The following is a 17,979-nucleotide window of genomic DNA, read 5'->3' as shown; positions in this document are numbered from 1 at the left end:
CATGGCCACTTATCGTCAGTACTGGGACCTGACCAAGCCCAAGGTCGTTGCCCTCATCATATTCACCGCGCTGGTCGGCATGGTGCTCGCGATCCCCGGCGTACCCAGCTGGGAGCAGGTGCGCCTGGGCGCACTCGGCTTCCTCGGCATCTGGCTGTCGGCCTCTGCCGCGGCGGCGATCAACCAGCTGTTGGATGCGAAGATCGATGCGCAGATGGCGCGTACTTCGTGGCGCCCGCTGGTGGTCGGCAAGGTCAAGCCGTGGCAGGTGCTGGCCTTCGCCGGTGTGCTGATCGTGCTGTCGATGACGATCCTGGTGGTGTGGGTCAACGTCATCACCGCCATCCTCACCTTCGCCTCGCTGATCGGCTATGCGGTGATCTACACCGTGTACCTCAAGCGTGCCACCTCGCAGAACATCGTCATCGGCGGACTGGCCGGCGCGATGCCGCCGATGCTCGGCTGGGCCGCGGTCACCGGCATGCAGACTTCGGCCGACTGGTGGTACTCGGCACTGCTGGTGCTGATCATCTTCATCTGGACGCCGCCGCACTTCTGGGCGCTGGCGATCTTCCGCCGCGAAGACTACGCCAAGGCGAAGATCCCGATGCTGCCGGTCACCCACGGTGTGGTGCACACCCGCAAGCAGATCCTGGCGTACTCGATCGTGCTGGCGATCATCTGCGTGCTGCCGTACGTGGTCGGCATGAGCGGGCCGTTCTACCTGGGCGGGGCGATCATATTGAACGCCGTGTTCCTCTGGTACGCCTGGCGCATGCAGAACCCGCCGGATGAACTGTTCTCGATGAAGATGTTCAACTGGTCGGTGGTCTACCTGATGGCGCTGTTCGCCTTCCTGCTGGTGGACCACTGGATCCTGCCCTGGCTGTAACGCCTGGTTGGGATTGACGGCCAGCGGCCGTCACTACCGGAGCGCGCTGACCGCTGCTCGTCACGCCCGTCGCGGCTAATGCACCACCTGCTTCGGTAGCGCCGAGCCACGCTCGGCGGAGTGTGTCCGGCGCCGATGCAGAAAGCCGCCGAGCATGGCTCCGCGCTACCGTCATCTGGCACCTCCAACCCATCCGAACGCTCGCGCTTGGTCAGGAGATTGGAAGGTGGCACACGGACAAGCCAGTGTCCTGCCCTGAGCTGCGTGATGAGCATCGAACGTTCCCTCTGGCGCGCGATCCCTAGCGCTTGCAGGAAGGGATAACGGTGCTGCACGAACGTCCAGCACTACTGATTCTGTCGCCAGCAGCATCCGCTGAAATCAAGACGCTGAGCCGCGCCAACTGCATAGGATTCATCAACGAGTCGGTGACCTATGACCGTCCGTCCTTCGTTCGGTTCCTGGGCACTTCCGCAAGCACGCACATCCCACAAGGAAACATCAGACCGAAGCATGTTCTCGGGGCACCCAACAATGGATTCCTCTCCGCAAGGTTCTACGCCGGTGACGGGTCTGACAGCGAGCGCATGCTGGTTCGTGGTTACCACACGTGGGTTACGGCCGGAAGAGTCTGGACATCCAATACAGCCGCTATTGATTGCAATCTTGTTGAATAGTGACCTGATGAAAATTTCGATCTTGATTCTTGCCGTCATGTCTTGCGGTGCGTGCCCGAAGGCGTCTGCGCAAGCAGCGCCCAACGTACACGCGGTAGGCCAGTGGCTACGGGATCTGACTGAAGAAGGCGTTGCCCGACAGCAGGACGCGTTGCTGCAGGATGCGCCCAGCGCTGAGGGGGCCTACGTCGTGCAATCCATCGCGGACTTGGACGCACCCCCGATAGTGAAGACACATTTCCAGGACGAGGCAGTCGCGCGGCATACAGGCGTGATGACTGTAGCGACGGGCACAATTCCATCGGTCGCTGCACTGACGGCTCAAACGCCGGTCCGGGTGCTGTCTGACCAGATGCTTCGTGAACGGCTGCCCGTCCCACCGGCTGGCATTGCTGGCACGCCGCTACGGGCTGCCAGGCTCGTCAACACGGATTGGTGGGGAACCCGCAGCGGTATCAACGCTACCGGGCTAAGCCGGATCAACCTCCTGGAGGGGACGGGCTTCATAGAGTTCAGTGAGGACAGTTATCGCTTGGGCACAGGAAAAATCATCCAGTTCAAGGAAGCGCTCAACGCAACGGTGGGTAATACACCCGCCATGTCCCACATGGAGCGCTCTGTCGATGGAAGGGGAATGGCAGTCCTGTCCTGGGTAACTCCTGAAAAGTCGTTCCAACTGAGGCTGGTGACCGATGACGGTGCGTCGATAGAAAAGGGCGCTGAGCTGCTGATGCAGATTGCAGAGGGCATAGACCGATAGCGCCACGCCAGACTCGGCGGAATGCTGCAGCGTTGGTGATGCTGGATGGGACAACCGCCGAGCATGGCTCGGCGCTACCGGGTTACCGGGCTACCGCGTTTCTTTTGCGTAGCGCTGGGCGATGATGCCGCACACGATCAACTGGATCTGGTGGTAGATCATCACCGGCAGCACGATCGCGCCGAGGCTGCCGCCGGCGAACAACACCTTGGCGATCGGGATGCCGGTGGCGAGGCTCTTCTTGGAGCCGCAGAACACGATCGCGATCTCGTCTTCGCGGCTGAAATGCAGCTTGCGTGCGGCCAGCGTGATCAGCGGCATCGCGATGCCCAGCAGTACCGCCGCCACCACCGCCACCGCGGCCAGCGAGATCAGCGGGGTCTTCGACCACAGCCCTTCGGTCACTGCCGCGCCGAAGGCCGCATACACCACCAGCAGGATGGTGGCCTGGTCGGTATAGCGCAGCAGCGCGCGCTGGCGTTCCACCCAGCCGGCGATCCACGGCCGCAGCAGGTGGCCGGCCACGAACGGCACCAGCAGCTGCAGCATGATGCCGCCGATGGCCTGCAGCGGATTGTGGATGCCACCCTGGGTGCCGGCCAGCGCGGTCAGCAGCAGCGGCGTCAGGAACACCCCCAGGATGGACGACAGCGAGGCGCTGCACACCGCTGCAGGCACATTGCCGCGCGCCATCGAAGTGAACGCGATGGACGACTGGACCGTGGAGGGCAGGGTGCACAGGAACAGCACGCCCAGGTACAGCTCCGGCGTGAGCAGCCAGCCGGACAGCGGATGGAACAACAGGCCCAGCAGCGGGAACAGCACGAAGGTGCAGGCCAGGATCAGCAGGTGCAGGCGCCAGTGCAGCAGGCCACCGATCACTGCCTCACGCGGCAGGCGCGCGCCGTGCAGGAAGAACAGCAGGCCGATCGCCACGTTGGTGACATCGTCCAGTACCAGCGCGGCGGGGCCGGTCATCGGCAGCAACGAGGCCAGCAGCACGGTGCCCAGCAGGGCCAGGGTGAAGTTGTCCGGTCGCAGTCGCGACCACCAGCGTGTCATGTCAGGCAGGCTCCTTGGCAGGCGCCCACGCGATCAGATGCGCAGGCTGGCGCGGGCCTTCAGCAGCTCGCGCATTTCGAATTTGTCAGTATCGTCCAAGCCGTGTTGTCGCTGCTTGGCGTTAAGGTCTTCGATGCGCTGGAACAGCAGCTGTTTTTCCAGTTGGCCCACCGCATCGTGCAGCTCTTCGGTCCATTTTGCTTCGTCGCCGGCCAGCGTCTGCGCCGCCAGTGTGTGCAGGGACGCCTGCTCTTCGCGGCCATCGAAGTGTTCCAGCAGCGCGCCGGTGCTGATGTCCGGGCGTTGTTCGACCAGCGCCAGCAGCTCCAGCAGCAGCTCCACGCCGGGTAGGCGCAGGCCGTGGAAATGGTGCTGTCCACCCAGCGACATCGCCAGCGAGGGCTGCTGCAGCAGGATCGCGATCGCCGCGCGGACCAGGCTGCGTTTGGCCACCGGCGTGACCGGACGGCCCGACGTCGCGCGCGGGCCCTGCTGCGGACGCTGCGCGGGTTGGCCGCCCAGCCCGGTCAGCACGCCCAGCTGCTGCTTCATCAGGTCACCGAAGGCCCCGTCGGGAATCTGCGCCAGCATCGGCTTGGCACGCTCGGCCAGCCGGGCCTTGCCATCCAGGGTGCCGAGGTTGATCTCGCGGGTCAGCTCGTCGAAGAAGAACTGCGACAGCGGCGTGGCCTGCTTCAGGCGCTCGTCGAAGGCTTCGGCGCCTTCCTTGCGCACGATGGTGTCGGGGTCCTCGCCATCGGGCAGGAACAGGAAGAAGGCCTGGCGGCCATCCTTCATGCGCGGCAGCACCGATTCCAGCGCCTTCCAGCCGGCACGCCGGCCGGCCGCATCGCCATCGAAGCAGAAGAACACATCCGGGGCGTTGCGGAACAGCAGCTCGGCATGGTCCGGCGTGGTCGCCGTGCCCAGCGTGGCCACCGCCTGGGTGACCCCGAACTGGAACAGCGACACCACGTCCATGTAGCCTTCGACCACGATCAACCGCTCGATCTTCTGGTTGGCCTGGCGCACCTGCCACAGGCCATACAGTTCGCGTCCCTTGTGGAACAGCGCGGTTTCCGGAGAGTTGAGGTACTTCGGGCCGTCGTCCTTCTCGAACACGCGGCCGCCGAAGGCGATCACCCGGCCGCGGCGGTCGAAGATCGGGAACATCACCCGGTCGCGGAACTTGTCGTAGACATGGCCGCGGTCGTTCTTGGAGAACAGGCCGGCACGGTCGAGCAGCTTCATCCGACGCTCGTCCTTGCCCAGCGCGTCGCGCAGCCCGCTGTAGCCATCCGGCGCATAGCCGATCTGGAAACGCGTGCGGTTGGCTTCGTCCACGCCACGGCCGTCCAGGTAGGTGCGGGCCTTCTCGCTGTCTTCCAGGTTCTTCTGGAAGAAGCGCGCGGCCGCATCCAGCGCCGAATACAGTTCGCGGCCTTCGTCCTGCTGCTGCGCACTGCGCGGGTTCTCGCTGCGCGGCACTTCCATGCCGACCCGCTTGGCCAGTTCGTCCACCGCATCGAGGAATTCGAGGCGGTCGTAGTTCATCAGGAAGCTGATCGCGGTGCCGTGCGCGCCGCAGCCGAAGCAGTGATAGAACTGCTTGGTGGGCGATACGGTGAACGAGGCCGAGCGTTCGTCATGGAACGGGCAACGCGCCGCGTATTCCTTGCCCTGTCGCTTCAGCGGCACGCGGCTGCCCACCACCTCGACGATGTCCGAGCGGGCCAGCAGGTCGTCGATGAAAGCGTCTGGAATGCGGGCCATGGCAACCGGCAGGGCACCGCCGGAAGGCAGTGCGGGCGAACGGGAAGTCCGCCTAGTTTACCCGTTGCCGGCGGTCGCGCCCGGCTTGGGCGGCACGATGCCGGCTGCAGCCAGGTGGTTCTGCGCGCGCAGGCGTTCGTCGATCACCGAGGTCATCAGCGCGCCGACGAAGAACACCACCATGGCGTAGTAGATCCAGACCAGCGAGATCACCAGTGCGCCCATCGAACCGTACGCGCTGCCCGGTGCGACCTGTGCGATGTACACGCCGATCCCATAGCGGCCAAGGGCGAACAGCGCCGAGGTGATGGCCCCGCCGATGAAGGCCTGGCGCCAGGCCACGCGCCGGTCCGGCAGGTAGTGGTACATGAAGGCGAAGGCCACTGTGTACAGCAGCAGCGTGCTGAGGTAACCCAGCGCCGGCAGCAACGAAGGCAGCTGCGCGAACGCGACCTGCAGCATGGTGGTGGCGGTCATCGACACCACCAGCAGCAGGCCCAGCGCCAGTACCACGCCGAAGGAAAACACGCGCTTGCGCAGCCAGGCGGCCAGCCCGTCCAGGCGCTCGCCGCTGGTGCGGAAGATCAGGTTGAGCGCGCCCTGCAACTGGGCGAACACCGCCGTGGCACCGATGAACAGCAGCAGCGTGCTCCAGATACCGGCAAGCGAGCCGATGCTGGGTTGCTGGTCGGCGTTCTTCAGCACGGTTTCGGCCACCACCGCTACGCTGTTGCCGGCGGCCGTGCCGATCTGCTCGACCAGCGCCTGCTGCGCCGGCGGGTACAGCGATGCGGTCAGCCACAACAGCAGCACCAGCAGCGGTGCCATCGACAGCAGGGCGTAGAAGGACACGGCAGCGGCCTGGCTCAGCACGTCCACTTCGATGAAGCGGTTGAGCACGGCCATCGGGAAGCTGCGGTTGAGCCGGTCCATGTACTTGCGCATGGGATGCGGGACGCCGCGGTGCGGATCGGTGGCGGCGGGGGCGGTGTTCGGATCTGGCATGCGGGCTGTTTTACCAGCCGCAGGCCGAAGAAAGGGTGAAGCGTGGGACAGGGTGGTGCCGGGACGCGCCCGGCGGCTTTGCTTCAAGGCGGTCTGCCCCTGTCCGCCGAGCGTGGCCCGGCGCTGCCGGGGCAGGTGTTCGCGTCAGCCTGCGAGCTGCTGCTTGACCAGCTTGGATACCAGGCCCATGTCCGCCTTCCCGGCGACCTTCGGCTTCAGCGCGCCCATCAGCTTGCCGATGTCGGCCGGGCTGGTCGCACCGGTTTCCGCCACGGCGGCCTGGATGGCGGCGATGATCTCGGCTTCGCCCATCTTGGCCGGCAGGTAACGCTCGATCACGACCATTTCCTCGCGCTCGATCTGCGCCAGGTCCTCACGGTTGGCTGCTTCGTACTGGCTGATTGAGTCCTTGCGCTGCTTGACCATCTTGTCCAGCACGGCGACCACGGCGGTGTCGTCCAGTTCGATGCGCTCGTCCACTTCCTTCTGCTGGACGGCGGCCTTGATCAGGCGGACCACGCCCAGGGTGTGCTTGTCGCCGCTCTTCATGGCGGCCTTCATGTCGTCGGTCAGCTTCAGCTTCATGCTCATGGGGCACCTCGTATGTCGTGGGTCAGGCTAATTGGTGGGCGCCGTGGCGGCAGCCCGGGAACGCAAAAAGCCGGCGACGCTTGCGCGTGCCGGCTTCTTCCCCACCGCGACAGGCAGAACCTGTCGCCATGAGTGCGTCCGATCAGTACAGGCGCTGACGCTTGGTGACGTCGCGCGACGAACGGCGCAGCTGACGCTTCACTGCAGCAGCAGCCTTGCGCTTACGTTCCTGGGTCGGCTTTTCGTAGAACTCGCGCTTACGGGTTTCGGCCAGCACACCGGCCTTTTCGCAAGTGCGCTTGAAGCGGCGAAGAGCAAACTCAAAAGGTTCGTTCTCGCGGACTTTGACGCTGGGCATGGAATCTCCGGACACTGTGTAGAACCGGGTCTATACCCGGCGAGCCGCACATTATAGCGGCGCTTCGACAAACTGCAAGCATCCCGGCCTGAATACGGGCCGGTTTTCTTGCATCTCAAGGGCCTGCATCGCCCCTGAGGAGCACGCAGGGGGCGCATAATACACCACATGCGAGTCCTTGGTATTGAATCATCGTGCGATGAGACCGGCGTGGCGGTGTATGACACCGACCTCACCGGCATTGAAGCCCTGCGCGCCCACGCGGTGTACAGCCAGATCGCGCTGCACGCCGAATACGGCGGCGTGGTGCCGGAACTGGCCAGCCGTGACCATGTGCGCAAGCTGCTGCCCCTGATCCGGCAGACGCTGGACGAAGCCGGCATGACCGTCGGCGACATCGACGGGGTGGCCTACACCGCCGGTCCCGGCCTGGTCGGTGCGCTGCTGGTCGGTGCCGGGGTGGCGCGTTCGCTGGCCTGGGCGCTGGAAGTGCCGGCCGTGGGCGTGCACCACATGGAAGGCCACCTGCTGGCACCGCTGATGGAAGACGACCCGCCGCAGGCGCCGTTCGTGGCCCTGCTGGTGTCCGGTGGGCATACCCAGCTGGTGGCGGTGGAGGCCATCGGCCGCTACCGGCTGCTGGGTGAGACGCTGGACGATGCCGCCGGCGAAGCCTTCGACAAGACCGCCAAGATGATGGGCCTGCCGTATCCGGGTGGCCCGCAGTTGGCCGCACTGGCCGAACAGGGCCGTCCGGGCGCCTACCGTTTCTCGCGCCCGATGACCGACCGCCCCGGGCTGGATTTCAGCTTCTCCGGGCTGAAGACCCAGGTGCTGCTGGCCTGGCGCGACAGCGACCAGAGCGAGCAGACCCGTGCCGACATCGCACGCGGCTTCGAAGATGCCGTGGTCGAGACGCTGGTGATCAAATGTGGACGCGCGCTGGAAGCGGCCGGCACCAATGTCATCGTGGTGGCCGGCGGTGTGGGCGCGAACAAGCGCCTGCGCGTGCGGCTGCAGGAAATGGCCGCCAGGCTGGGTGGCAGGGCCTGCTTCCCGCGCCCGGCACTGTGCACCGACAACGGGGCGATGATCGCTTTTGCCGGTGCACTGCGGCTGCAGGCCGGCCAGCACAATCCGCCGCGCGTGGACGTCACCCCGCGCTGGGACATGGCGACGCTGCCGGCGGTGTGATCGGCAGCGCACTGGCCATTGAATATTCTGATAGTGGCCACTCTGACGCTGGTTGATTGTTGCTTGAGTGCAATACTCGTTCATGCCTGATCGAACCGAGGAAACCTCATGCTCATTGTCCATCCGAAATTCGTCGTGACACGGCAGATGGTGCGCGATGCCAATGCTCGCTTGATAGCACGATCTTCCCTTCGCGACGCAGAGGCGCCACCGCGGTTTCCCTTGAGGTTGAGCCGCGAGATGATCGATCGCGCAGGCAGGATTGCGCTCGGGTCGTTGAAGCGCGGTTGATACGGCGATGTCCGATCGTCTGACCTTCGCAAGGCTGGTCAACGATGAGGGCGATATGGCAGGGCATGTCGCCTATGCCCTGTACATGCGTGACAAGTTGACCTTCATCGAGACCTTTCGCCTGGACAAGGGGCGGCACCCGAGAGACGACGAGCTTGATGCATTCATCGTCACCGCCAACCTTGCCCTGCGCGTGTCAGCCTATCGGTCCGAGGCTGAGCGATCACTTGAAGTGTTCGTTCAGGAGGTGCTGGAAGAGTCGACAGGGGAGATCGCACGGCTATATCAGCGAGAGCTTTACCGCCAACTTGCCCGCAGCCGGTCGTTTGTCCGCGCTGTTGCCGAGAATCTTGCGGCCAACCTGTTGGCAGCGGCCTGTGTCGCACTGCTGGCCGTGGTTCTTTACGGGTCGCGTATTGGTTTCGGCAATCTCGTGGCCGATGTATTTGGATACCACGCCCTTCCAGCGCCCAACGACCCGCCCCTAAGCCCGGGAGCCGGGAATCTCCCAGCGGTGCCCGCGAACCACTGAGCAGGGACAGCCCCGCTGTTCATCCCACGTCCCTGCACCTCGCGGCTGCTCCCGTTACCATGACGGCCTCTTTCGTGCGGCAGGCATCATGGACAAGGTATTCATCGAAGGGCTGGAGATCGACGCCCTGATCGGTATCTACGACTGGGAACGACGGATCCGCCAGACGCTGGTATTCGACCTGGAAATGGGCTTCGACAACCGTCGTCCGGCCGCCACCGACAATATCGAGCACACACTCAATTACAAGGCCGTCAGCAACCGGCTGCAGGAATACGTGCGGGCCTCGGGCTTCGGCCTGGTGGAAACCCTGGCCGAGCGCTGCGCGGAGATCGTGCTGCAGGAATTCGACGTTCAATGGCTGCGGCTGAAGCTCAGCAAGCCCGGTGCCGTGCGCGGCGCGCGCGCCGTCGGCGTGATCATCGAACGCGAACGGACCCGGTAATCCGGCAGCGCCGGCCGCGGTCGGCAACCGGAACCCAATGAACGACCTACAAGAAGGAGGCAACCTGGTGGTGGATGCGGTAGTGGTGGTGAACTGGCTGGACAGCCTGCAGGAATCTCTGGCGCCGTATCCCGGTGCCTATCTCGCGCTGATGCTGTCGGCACTGGTGATCGCCGCCGGGCTGGCCAACTGGGTCACCAAGCGCATCCTGCTGCGTGGCCTGCGGCGCCTGCTCGCCCGCCTGCCGGGGGCCGATTCCGGCCGCGGCAGCAATGTGATGCGGGTGATCTCCCGGTTGTCCAACGTGGTGCCAAGCCAGGTCATCGCCTCCGGCATCGCCTACGTTCCGGACCTGCCGGTCGGGCTGGTGGCGTTCGTCGTCGCGGCCTGCCAGGCCTGGGCCATCCTGACCGTCTCGATGGCGCTGTCGCATGCACTGGATGCCGCCAACGATCTGTACGAGCGTCGGCCGGACGCGCGCAACAAGCCGATCAAGGGCTACCTGCAGGTCGCCAAGATCGTCATTTTCGCTATTGCCGGGCTGGCGATCGTGGCGACACTCGCCGGCGTGGAAATGCGCTACCTGGTGACCGGCCTGGGCGCGGCCACGGCGGTGCTGATGTTGATTTTCCAGGACACCATCCTGTCGCTGGTGGCCAGCGTGCAGATCAGCGGGGATGGCCGGATCCGCCTGGGCGACTGGATCGAAATGCCCAGCCAGAATGCCGACGGCGATGTCATCGACATCGCCCTGCACACCGTCACCGTGCAGAACTTCGACAAGACCATCACCACCATCCCGACCAAGAAGCTGGTCACCGAATCGTTCAAGAACTGGCGCGGCATGCAGGAGTCCGGCGGCCGCCGGATCAAGCGCGCGCTGTTCCTGGACCAGCACAGCGTCGGTTTCATGGATGACCAGGCACGGGCACGGGTCGGCCAGTTCGCCCTGCTGGCTGATTACCTGCGCGACAAGGACACCGAACTGGGGCAGTGGAACGCCGAACTGCGCGCCCGCGGAGCGGGCGACATCAACAGCCGGCGCGTCACCAATCTGGGCACCTTCCGGGCGTACGTGGAGCGCTACCTGGGCAGCCACCCCGGCATCAACCCCGACATGACCCTGCTGGTACGCCAGCTGCAGCCCACCACCGAAGGCCTGCCGCTGGAGCTGTACTGCTTCACCCGCAGCACCGCCTGGGGCGAGTACGAAGGCGTGCAGTCGGACATTTTCGACCACCTGTTGGCGATCCTGCCGGCGTTCGGTCTGCGCGTGTTCCAGGCCTCCAGCGACGCCATGCTGATGGAGGCGCGGGCCGAACGTGCCCAGCAACCGCCTGCCACCCCCAGCCCCGGCATGCTTTAAGCTGACCCCGGCCGCGCTGTCGCAATCCGCGCGGACGGAAAACATGAACGCAGAAGATGCGCACTTTTGTGCCCGGTACCTTTAGAATGCCGGCACTGAAAACGTTTACATCAAGGACACCCGGTGGCTTCCGAACGTATCGAATCCCTCATTGCGCAGATGACCGTGGAAGAAAAGGTCGGTCAGCTGGGCGTGTTCGCCGACATGGTTCGTCCCTTTGCCCCGGACGTGAACCCGGAAGCCAACGTCAGCAACGCCGACCAGGTGCTGCAGCAGGTGCGTGACGGCAAGGTCGGCTCGCTGTTCAACGGCGTCGGCGCAGAGCTCGGCCGTCGCATCCAGCAGGTGGCGATCGAAGAAAGCCGCCTCGGCATCCCGGTGATCCTGGCCGCCGATGTCATCCATGGCATGCGTACCGTGTTCCCGATCCCGCTGGGCGAAGCGGCCAGCTTCGAACCCGAACTGGCGCGCCGCACCGCACGTGCCACCGCCGTGGAAGCCACCGCGGCCGGCCTGCACTGGACCTACGCGCCGGCCGTGGATATCGCCCGCGATCAGCGCTGGGGCCGTGGCGCGGAAGGCGCCGGCGAAGACGTGGTGCTGGGCTGTGCGTTCGCGGCCGCCCGCGTGCGCGGCTTCCAGGGCGATGACCTGCGTGCGCATGACGCGCTGCTGGCCACGCCCAAGCATTTCGCCGCCTACGGCGCGGTGATGGCCGGCATGGAATACAACATGGTGGACATCTCCCCGCAGACCCTGCGCGATGTGCACCTGCCGCCGTTCAAGGCCGCCTTCGATGCCGGCGCGGTCACCGTGATGTCCTCCTTCAACGACATCAACGGCGTGCCGGCCAGTGCCAACGCCGAACTGCTGACCGACATCCTGCGCGGTGAGTGGAACTTCCCCGGCGTCGTCATTTCCGATTACACCGCGGACATGGAACTGGTCGCCCACGGCTATGCCGCCGATGACCGCGATGCCACCGCCAAGGCGTTCACCGCCGGCCTGGACCTGAGCATGCAGAGCGGCTTCTATGCCGAACACCTGCCGGGCCTGGTGGAAAGTGGCGAAGTGCCGATGGCGGTGCTGGATGAAGGCGTGCGCCGCATTCTGTGGCTGAAGGAAACCATCGGCCTGTTCGATGATCCGTACCGCTCGCTGGACCCGGCACGCGAAGCCGACGACTCGCATATCGCCGCGCATGACGAGCTGTCGCGCGACGCGGCGCGGCGCTCCATCGTGCTGCTGAAGAACGAACAGTCGGCGCTGCCGCTGCGCCGCGACGGCCAGAAGATCGCGCTGATCGGTCCGTTCGTGCAGGACCGCGAGAACATCGAAGGCTGCTGGACGCTGTTCGGCGACAAGAGCCGTTACGTGGACCTGGAAACCGGCGTGCGCGCGGCCATCGGCGATCAAGCGCTGCTGGAAGTGGTGCCGGGTTGCGATCTGGAAAGCGGCATCGCCGGTGGCATCGAAGCGGCCGTGGCCGCCGCGCTGCGCGCCGATGTGGTGGTGCTGGCGCTGGGCGAACCGCAGCGTTACAGCGGCGAGGCCCAGTCGCGCGTGGAAATCACCTTGCCGCCTGCCCAGCAGGCGCTGGCCGAAGCGGTCGCGATGGCCGGCAAGCCGATGGTGGTGCTGCTGCGCAATGGGCGCGCGCTGGCCCTGCAGGGCGCGGTGCGCAATGCGCAGGCCGTGGCGATCACCTGGTACCTGGGCACCCAGACCGGGCATGCCGTGGCCGATGTGCTGTTCGGCGATTACAACCCGTCCGCACGCCTGCCGGTGAGTTTCCCGCAGGTGTCCGGGCAGCAGCCGTACTTCTACAATCATCCACGCACCGGGCGTCCGGAGCTGCCGACCATGTCCGAGTTCAAGGCGCGCTGGCGCGAGATTCCCAACGAGCCGCTGTACGCCTTCGGCCACGGCATCAGCTACACCAGCTTTGCCTACGGCGTGCCGCAGCTGAGCAGTGCCAAGCTGGGCTGGGATGACACCCTCACCATCACCACCACGCTGACCAACACCGGCAGCGTGGCCGGCGAAGAAGTGGTGCAGCTCTACATCCATGACCGCGTGGCCAGCCGCGTGCGGCCGGTGCGCGAGCTCAAGGACTTCCGCAAGGTGATGCTGCAGCCGGGTGAATCCACCGAAGTGAGCTTCACGCTGCACCGTTCGCAGCTGGCGTTCACCGGGCGCGATGGCGTGCTGCGCGCTGAAGCAGGCCTGTTCGACCTGTGGGTGTGCGCATCGGCGATCAGTGGTTCGCCGGTGCAGTTCGAGCTGCTGGCTGAGTGAGTGACGCGTCCGGCCTGTCCGGACGCGCGGGTCGTCGCCGCCACGGCTTGGCGCAGCGTCCCTGCACGCCTCATGCATGCCCGGCTCACGTTGGCCGGGCTAGGCTGGATGCCTTCGTTCCTGCCGGAGTCGTGCATGCGCCTGTCCCGTTCATTGAAGTTGCCGCTGTTGCTGGCGAGCCCGTTCTGGCTGGTCGCTTGTTCGCAGGCTGATGCGCCTGCCGCGCCTGCCGAGGCGGCACCTGCGCCGATGTCAGCCGCTGCGGGCCCGACCGACACGCCGGATGACCCGGTCACAGCACCGTCGCCGAACGGGTCGAGCGCGCCGTCCGTGCCGGCCGATGCCGACCAGGCAGCGCCGGCCGAATCCGGTCCGAACGCACCGGCCGATACCGCCGCAGCGGCCGCTGGCGATGCGCGCGGGCGGATCGAGCGCGTGCTTGGCGATGCCGATCAGTACGAAACCGTGTTCAAGGCGTTGCAGCAGGGGATCGCTGGCGATGACCGCGCCGCCGTGGCCGCGCTGATGCGCTATCCACTGCGCGTGGATACCGGCGGCAGCAAGCGCGAGGTGCCCGACGCGGCGACCTTCCAGCGCGATTACGAGCGCATCGTCACCGCGCCGGTGGCGCGTGCGATCAGCGCGCAGTCCTTCGATACCGTGTTTGCCAACCAGCAGGGCGTGATGATCGGCAACGGCCAGGCCTGGTTGAATGGAACGTGCCTGGACAAGGCTTGCAGCCGCACCGAGGTCAAGGTCGTCGCCCTGCAGGAATGACCGGTATGCCGGTAGCGCCGAAGGCATGCTCGGCGAGCGCAGCGGCAAGGGGAACGGCGTGACGACCACCGGTCGTCACCCACCGAGGCATGACGGCCAGCGGCCGTCACTACCGGGGTCAACCCTTCGGGGTCAGCTTCAGCAGCTTGCCGTTCTTGCCGTCTTCCAGGACCCACACCGCGCCATCGGGGCCCTGTTCCACTTCGCGGATGCGTGCGCCCATGTCGAAGCGTTCGGCTTCGCGCGCGCTGTCGCCGTCGAAGCTCACACGTACCAGCGCCTGCGATGACAGGCCGCCGATGAAGCCGCTGCCCTTCCACTGCGGGAACAGGTCGCCGCTGTAGATGATGAAGCCGGCCGGCGAAATCACCGGGTTCCAGGTCACCTTGGGCGCGGCGAATTCGGGACGGGTGGAATGGTCGGGTATCGACCGACCATCGTAATGATCGCCATTGGAGACGATGGGGTAGCCGTAGTTCCCGCCGCGGGTGATCAGGTTCAACTCATCGCCGCCAGCCGGGCCCATCTCGTGTACCCACAGCTTGTTGTTGGCATCGAAGGCGATGCCCAGCATGTTGCGGTGGCCCAGCGACCATACCTGCGCGGCCACGCCACCCTGCGAAGCGAACGGATTGTCGGCCGGCACCGAGCCATCGTCGTTCAGGCGGATCAGTTTGCCGAGGTTGCTGGCCATGTCCTGGGCCGGGTCGAACTTCTGCCGCTCGCTGGAGGTGATCCACAACTTGCCGTCGGGACCGAAGGCGATGCGGTGGCCGTAGTGGCCGTTACCGCTGACTTTCGCGTCCTGCCGCCAGATCACTGAAAGATCCTGCAGCGCGCCGGCGCCATCGGCATCGAGCACCAGCTTTGCGCGCGCCACGGCAGCGCCGCGGGTGTTGTTGCTGCCTTCTTCGGCGTAGCTCAGGTACACCAGCTGATTGCTGGCAAAGTCCGGGTGCAGCACCACGTCACCGAAACCACCTTGGCCGCCGTAGGCAACCTTCGGCCCGCCGGTGATTTCATGTTTGGCCCTGCTGGTGAGATCCAAGTGCTGCAATTTCCCGGCCTTCTCGGTGACCAGCACACTGCCATCGGGCAGGAAAGTCATCGCCCAAGGCTCGTCGAACGTGGCGAATTCGGTGGCGTTGAATGCGCTGAAGGATTTCTGCGCCGGAGCGGCGGCGGCGGGCGCGGCAGCCTCTGGACTGGCGGCGCCACAGGCAGTGGTGGCAAGCATCGGGGTCAGGCCGATGGCCAGGGTGAGAAGCAATTTACGGGTCATGGGTATCTCCAGGCGGGGATGCGGATGGCCAACCCCCTCTGTATACCATTGCGACCGTGCATGTCGCAGCCCTTCCCCCCTGGATGAGGGGACGCTAGAGCATGGGCAAGGATCAGATGCCGCGCGTTGGACCCTTGTCCAGCCGCGGATCGGCGAGCAGCGCATCTTCCCAGCCGCGCTTGACGGCATGCTGTGCCTGCAGCCATTCCAAGCGGCTCTCGCCGCGCTCGGCCGCCCAGCGCGTCTGCAGCTCGCGCTCCACTTCCTCGTAAGCGCGGATCACATCCTGCGCACGCGACTGGTGCCCCAGCCGGTAGGCCGGTTCATAGTCCTCGAAGGACGAGCTGGCGTCGTAGTAGGGCTCGCTCGGGTAACGTTCGCGCCAATAAGCGGCGAACGCATCACGCTGTACACCGTCTTCGGGCACGCGGCCGGGGATCTGGTAGTCAGGGCTCATTCGTCGGCTCCGTGTCGTCGTTGTTCGAGATTCCATCATGACGACCTGCCGGTTAACGGCCCGGGCCCGGCGCGTGAGCGCAGCGTAGAGCCGATACGCGCGCGTGCGCCCCATCATCCGTCCTTGCGCGGGAACAGGTAGATCACCGCGCCCACCGCGAATGCGGCCAGCGCAGCCAGGATGTTGGCCCAGCTGGCGCTGGCAAACAGCGCCAGACACAGCACCAGCGCCAGCACCGGGATCAGCGGGCCGCCGGGCAGCTTCAACGCACCTGGGCGGTCGGCATAGCGCTTGGCGAGCACCAGCACCGCGGCAGCCGTGCCGATGTAAGCGAACAGCCGGGTGGTCATCGACAGCAGCGCCAACTGCACGAACGAACCACTCAGCGCCAGCAGCAGTGAAATGATGCCCTGGCACAGGATCGCTGCGGCCGGGGTGCGGAAGCGCGGGTGCACGTGTGCCAGCACTTTCGGGCCGTAGCCATCGGCGGCCAGTGCGTACAGGAAACGGGGTCCCATCATCATCGTGTTGCTGTTGGTGCCCAGGATGGAGATCGTCGCGCCCACGGTCAGGATCAGCGCCAGCGCCTCGCCGCCGAAGCCTGCGGCGGCATCGGCCAGTGGCGTGGCCGAGCCGGCCAAGCCGGGCAGGGTGCCCTGCGCGACGACCTGCACCGCAGCGTAGATCACGGTGACGGTGATGATCATGGTGATCAGCGCGAACGGGATGTCTCGCCGTGGATTGCGGTACTCGCCCGCCGCGGCCGGGATGTTCTCGAAGCCGGCGTAGGCATACAGCAGCAACAACGCCGCCTCGCCCATGCGCTGCAGGTCATGCGGGTCCGGACGCTGGCCGGAGAAGGCCAGCTGCGGATCGATGTACAACGCGCCGATGGCCACGAACAGCAGCAGCGGCACCAGCTTGCCGATCACCAGCACCACGCCGGTACGCGCCGCCGAGCGTACGCCGATGATGTTCACACCGGTCAGGAAGGCGAGCGACAACACGATCACCGCGATCCGCCCGCCGCCGCTGCCGGCCAGCGGCCAGAAGCGCGCCACCGCATCGGCCAGCGCGTTGCTCAGTGCCGCTGCCGAACTGATGCGGGTCAGCCAGATCATCCAGCCGATCTCGAACCCGGCGAATCGGCCGAATGCCTCGCGGGCATAAAGGTAGCTGCCGCCGGGTTCGTCGAAGTAGCTGGCGGCCTGCGCGTAGCACAGCACCAGCAGCGCGACCACGATGCCGGCAGCAAGCACGCCCCACAGGCTGAAGGGGCCAAGCAGCATCACCGTCGCGGCCGGCAGCAGGTAGATCCCGCTGCCGATCACATCGTTGATGGACAGGCCGACGATCTGCCAGCGGCTGACCGCACGCTGCAGGCTGGGCGTGGGTTGGGTGTCCGGTGCGCTCACGGTGTGGGGCCGTGGGCGGCGGCCAGGGCCGGCAGCTGCCATGCCTGCTGCAGGCGCGCGTACTCGACACGTGGAAGCAGTACGAACAACGGGCCTTGGCGCGGATCCAGCCAGGCCAGCAGCTGCTGCATGTGCGCGGCGGTCATCGCGGTGCAGCCGGCGGTGGCCTCACCTTCCCTGCGCCACAGGTGGGCGAAGATGCAGCTGCCCTGGCCCGGCACATTGTGCGGATTGTGGTTGATGACGAAGCCCTGCTGGTAGCGCACATCGCCCTTGTTGTGCAGGTCCAGCCGCATCGGTTCGGTGGAGCCCTCCACCGCCTCGGCACCGACCCGTTCGGCATCGACGATGCGGTTGTAATACGGCGAATCCGGCACGTCCATGCAGTAGCTGCTTTCCTGCATCGGCTGCCACGGCAGGGCGGTGTCGGCCTGCGCGGCGTAGCCGAACGCGGTGCCCAGCGCGAACACCCCGGCCGGGCTGCGGCCATCGCCTTCGCGCTTGCGCGGGTCGCCGATGGCCTGGCCTGAGGCATGTGCCGCATCTGCGGCGACAGCCGGATGCAGGCCGATGCCCCAGGCGCTGCCGCTGCGGCCCAGGGCGACGTCGAACGCGGTGCCTTCCGGCTTCCAGCCACCGTCGGTGCGGGTGAACGCCTGCAGGCGTCCGTGCGTGCTGTCCCAGCCTTCACTGGTGACCACCACCACCTGCCCGGCACCGTCCAGCGGGCTGGCCGCCCATACCGGACCGGCCAGCGACAGGGCTGCAACGGCAAGGCAACGCAACAGCGACTTCATGGGCGGC

Annotated in this window: 17 protein-coding genes; 8 read left to right on the top strand and 9 right to left on the bottom strand. The window is 66.0% G+C overall.

The features are described from left to right. Nucleotide 1 precedes the first annotated feature (1 nt). Together cyoE and H9654_RS11205 are read left to right on the top strand one after the other, a co-directional pair. The gene (cyoE, locus tag H9654_RS11210; RefSeq protein ID WP_191770901.1) at nucleotides 2-892 is read left to right on the top strand and encodes a heme o synthase; all 891 of its coding nucleotides are present in this window, start codon (nucleotides 2-4) and stop codon (nucleotides 890-892) included. A 684-nt stretch (nucleotides 893-1,576) separates the two neighbouring features. Then, entirely contained in the window at nucleotides 1,577-2,329 is a 753-nt protein-coding gene (locus H9654_RS11205; RefSeq protein WP_191770900.1) for a hypothetical protein, read from the top strand. Between the two features lie 90 nt (nucleotides 2,330-2,419). Here H9654_RS11205 and H9654_RS11200 read toward each other — a convergent pair whose 3' ends face one another. From H9654_RS11200 to rpsU, 5 genes are all read right to left on the bottom strand, one after another. Next, nucleotides 2,420-3,391: a bile acid:sodium symporter family protein gene (locus tag H9654_RS11200; RefSeq protein ID WP_191770899.1), complete on the bottom strand. Its 972-nt coding sequence runs from the start codon at nucleotides 3,389-3,391 to the stop codon at nucleotides 2,420-2,422. Nucleotides 3,392-3,424: 33 nt separating this feature from the next. Further along, nucleotides 3,425-5,164 (bottom strand): DNA primase, encoded by a 1,740-nt coding sequence (gene dnaG, locus H9654_RS11195; protein ID WP_191770898.1) that lies wholly within the window; start codon nucleotides 5,162-5,164, stop codon nucleotides 3,425-3,427. A 57-nt stretch (nucleotides 5,165-5,221) separates the two neighbouring features. After that, the gene (locus tag H9654_RS11190) at nucleotides 5,222-6,109 is read right to left on the bottom strand and encodes a YihY/virulence factor BrkB family protein (protein ID WP_455233761.1); all 888 of its coding nucleotides are present in this window, start codon (nucleotides 6,107-6,109) and stop codon (nucleotides 5,222-5,224) included. 204 nt (nucleotides 6,110-6,313) lie between these two features. Then, nucleotides 6,314-6,760 (bottom strand): GatB/YqeY domain-containing protein, encoded by a 447-nt coding sequence (locus H9654_RS11185; protein WP_101098659.1) that lies wholly within the window; start codon nucleotides 6,758-6,760, stop codon nucleotides 6,314-6,316. A 142-nt stretch (nucleotides 6,761-6,902) separates the two neighbouring features. Beyond that, a complete protein-coding gene (gene rpsU / locus H9654_RS11180) occupies nucleotides 6,903-7,118 on the bottom strand; it encodes a 30S ribosomal protein S21 (protein ID WP_002808376.1) in 216 nt (71 codons plus the stop codon). Nucleotides 7,119-7,286: 168 nt separating this feature from the next. Between rpsU and tsaD the strand changes: the two genes are divergently transcribed. The 6 genes from tsaD (at nucleotide 7,287) to H9654_RS11150 (ending at nucleotide 14,021) form a co-directional block, all read left to right on the top strand. Continuing rightward, entirely contained in the window at nucleotides 7,287-8,312 is a 1,026-nt protein-coding gene (tsaD, locus tag H9654_RS11175; RefSeq protein ID WP_101098660.1) for a tRNA (adenosine(37)-N6)-threonylcarbamoyltransferase complex transferase subunit TsaD, read from the top strand. A gap of 298 nt (nucleotides 8,313-8,610) precedes the next feature. Beyond that, complete coding sequence (locus H9654_RS11170; RefSeq protein WP_191770896.1) at nucleotides 8,611-9,135, top strand: hypothetical protein; 525 nt, start codon at nucleotides 8,611-8,613, stop codon at nucleotides 9,133-9,135. An 88-nt stretch (nucleotides 9,136-9,223) separates the two neighbouring features. Beyond that, entirely contained in the window at nucleotides 9,224-9,580 is a 357-nt protein-coding gene (gene folB, locus H9654_RS11165) for a dihydroneopterin aldolase (protein WP_191770895.1), read from the top strand. Between the two features lie 67 nt (nucleotides 9,581-9,647). Continuing rightward, nucleotides 9,648-10,946, top strand: a complete 1,299-nt coding sequence (locus H9654_RS11160) for a mechanosensitive ion channel family protein (RefSeq protein WP_191770916.1) — start codon at nucleotides 9,648-9,650, stop codon at nucleotides 10,944-10,946. Nucleotides 10,947-11,069: 123 nt separating this feature from the next. Then, complete coding sequence (locus tag H9654_RS11155) at nucleotides 11,070-13,244, top strand: glycoside hydrolase family 3 N-terminal domain-containing protein (RefSeq protein ID WP_191770894.1); 2,175 nt, start codon at nucleotides 11,070-11,072, stop codon at nucleotides 13,242-13,244. 135 nt (nucleotides 13,245-13,379) lie between these two features. Beyond that, nucleotides 13,380-14,021, top strand: a complete 642-nt coding sequence (locus H9654_RS11150) for a hypothetical protein (protein ID WP_191770893.1) — start codon at nucleotides 13,380-13,382, stop codon at nucleotides 14,019-14,021. 118 nt (nucleotides 14,022-14,139) lie between these two features. On the opposite strand, the gene H9654_RS11145 is transcribed toward H9654_RS11150, so the two are convergent. The 4 genes from H9654_RS11145 to H9654_RS11130 all read right to left on the bottom strand — a co-directional run bounded on the left by H9654_RS11145 (nucleotide 14,140) and on the right by H9654_RS11130 (nucleotide 17,972). After that, nucleotides 14,140-15,303: a PQQ-dependent sugar dehydrogenase gene (locus H9654_RS11145; protein WP_191770892.1), complete on the bottom strand. Its 1,164-nt coding sequence runs from the start codon at nucleotides 15,301-15,303 to the stop codon at nucleotides 14,140-14,142. A 112-nt stretch (nucleotides 15,304-15,415) separates the two neighbouring features. Continuing rightward, complete coding sequence (locus H9654_RS11140) at nucleotides 15,416-15,760, bottom strand: hypothetical protein (protein ID WP_191770891.1); 345 nt, start codon at nucleotides 15,758-15,760, stop codon at nucleotides 15,416-15,418. 113 nt (nucleotides 15,761-15,873) lie between these two features. Beyond that, the gene (locus H9654_RS11135) at nucleotides 15,874-17,217 is read right to left on the bottom strand and encodes an APC family permease (RefSeq protein WP_406833471.1); all 1,344 of its coding nucleotides are present in this window, start codon (nucleotides 17,215-17,217) and stop codon (nucleotides 15,874-15,876) included. Beyond that, nucleotides 17,172-17,972 carry a L,D-transpeptidase family protein gene (locus tag H9654_RS11130; protein WP_191770889.1) on the bottom strand — a complete coding sequence of 267 codons (801 nt, stop codon included), beginning with the start codon at nucleotides 17,970-17,972 and terminating at the stop codon, nucleotides 17,172-17,174. The genes H9654_RS11135 and H9654_RS11130 overlap by 46 nt, the downstream gene beginning before the upstream one ends. Between the last annotated feature and the right edge of the window lie 7 nt (nucleotides 17,973-17,979).

Origin of the sequence: Stenotrophomonas lacuserhaii, from assembly GCF_014836545.1 — a bacterium.
GTDB lineage: Bacteria > Pseudomonadota > Gammaproteobacteria > Xanthomonadales > Xanthomonadaceae > Stenotrophomonas > Stenotrophomonas lacuserhaii.
The sequence above is the reverse complement of the archived record's forward strand: the minus strand, read 5'-3'. Positions and strand labels throughout refer to the sequence as shown.